This is a genomic window from Candidatus Magnetobacterium casense (assembly GCF_019173545.1).
In the GTDB taxonomy this organism is placed as follows: domain Bacteria; phylum Nitrospirota; class Thermodesulfovibrionia; order Thermodesulfovibrionales; family Magnetobacteriaceae; genus Magnetobacterium; species Magnetobacterium cryptolimnobacter.
Map to the genome: position 1 here is coordinate 1 of NZ_JABXWD010000679.1, position 1,336 is coordinate 1,336.

Consider the following 1,336-nt stretch of genomic DNA (forward strand, 5'->3'; position numbering starts at 1 on the left):
CCTCAACTCCACCAACGGCACAAACCTCACATCCGAGGACCTGTTCTGCTGGAACCAGTCCACCTCGGACCCGGACGGCGACCCGGTCACCAATTACTACAACTGGTACAGGGACGGCGCATTTCTGGACGTTCCCGGCACATTCCCTGGGATAACCAACGAAAGCAGCACAAGAATCCTCCTCCACCTGAACAATGACAGTTCAGTCGGGGAAAACAGCACACTGGCCTACGATTACTCAGGGAACCAGAACGCCTCAATCATAAACACAACCTGGAACTGCACAGATGCCAGGATAGGCAGATGCGCCCTCCAGTTTAACGGCACCCGAGGCTCCTATGCCAACATGTCCGTCGCATCCGGCAGCCCGGCCACCATAGAATTCTGGTTCAAGCCTTTTTCAACAGCAAACACCTACATTGTGATTTACTCCGAGCTTGATGGGGGTGCATCTTTGAGCAACGCCGTTTTGATAAGCGGAGGCAGCTTTTATGCATATGCGTGGACCCCGGGATACACCACAGGCCCGGCCGTCCAAGCCAACAAATGGTACCACATAGCGCTTGTGGCAGACACGCTGAACTACACATTCTACGTTAACGGAGTAAGCTACGGCACAAAAACAGGAGGAATATACGGGGGCGGCAACAAGTACCTCATAGGATATAACAGCGTCCCAACCGACCTGAACGGCCTGATAGACGAATTTTCAATCTACAACAGGACGCTCAGCCCAGATGAAGTGCTGGACCACTACATGAAAGGCAGCAACACCACAAACAACACGCTCCCGGGCTATTACATAAGAAAAGGAGAAGTATTGTCCTGCAACGTGACCCCATATGACGGAATGAGTTACGGTGTTTCCCTTGGCTCCAGCAACCTCACCATCAGGAACACCCCGCCGGTTGTAAACCTCTCCTATCCGCCGAACGCCACCTCAGGTTATAACTCCCCACTTACCCTTAACTGGACAGTCTCGGATACAGATTCCGATATCCAGTCAGCCTACCAGATAATGATAGACAACGACACAGACTTTTCCAGCCCGGAGATTAACATCACAAACTCCACCAACCAGACCAGACACACAGCCACCCTGGGTCCATCTCTATACTACTGGAAGGTGCGGGCCAATGACACAGACACGGGAGGCTCCAACTGGTCAGAATGGTCAGAAACATGGCAGTTCCAGACAAATTCACCGCCCACCCACACCAACCCCATCCTCAACTCCACCAACGGCACAAACCTCACATCCGAGGACCTGTTCTGCTGGAACCAGTCCACCTCGGACCCGGACGGCGACCCGGTCACCAATTACTACAACTGGTAC

At 53.1% G+C, this 1,336-nt stretch carries 1 protein-coding gene; it reads left to right on the forward strand.

Annotated elements, in window-relative coordinates; genetic code table 11:
• On the forward strand, positions 1-1,336 hold a 1,336-nt coding region (locus HWQ67_RS18695), incomplete at both ends, for a LamG domain-containing protein (protein ID WP_218254205.1).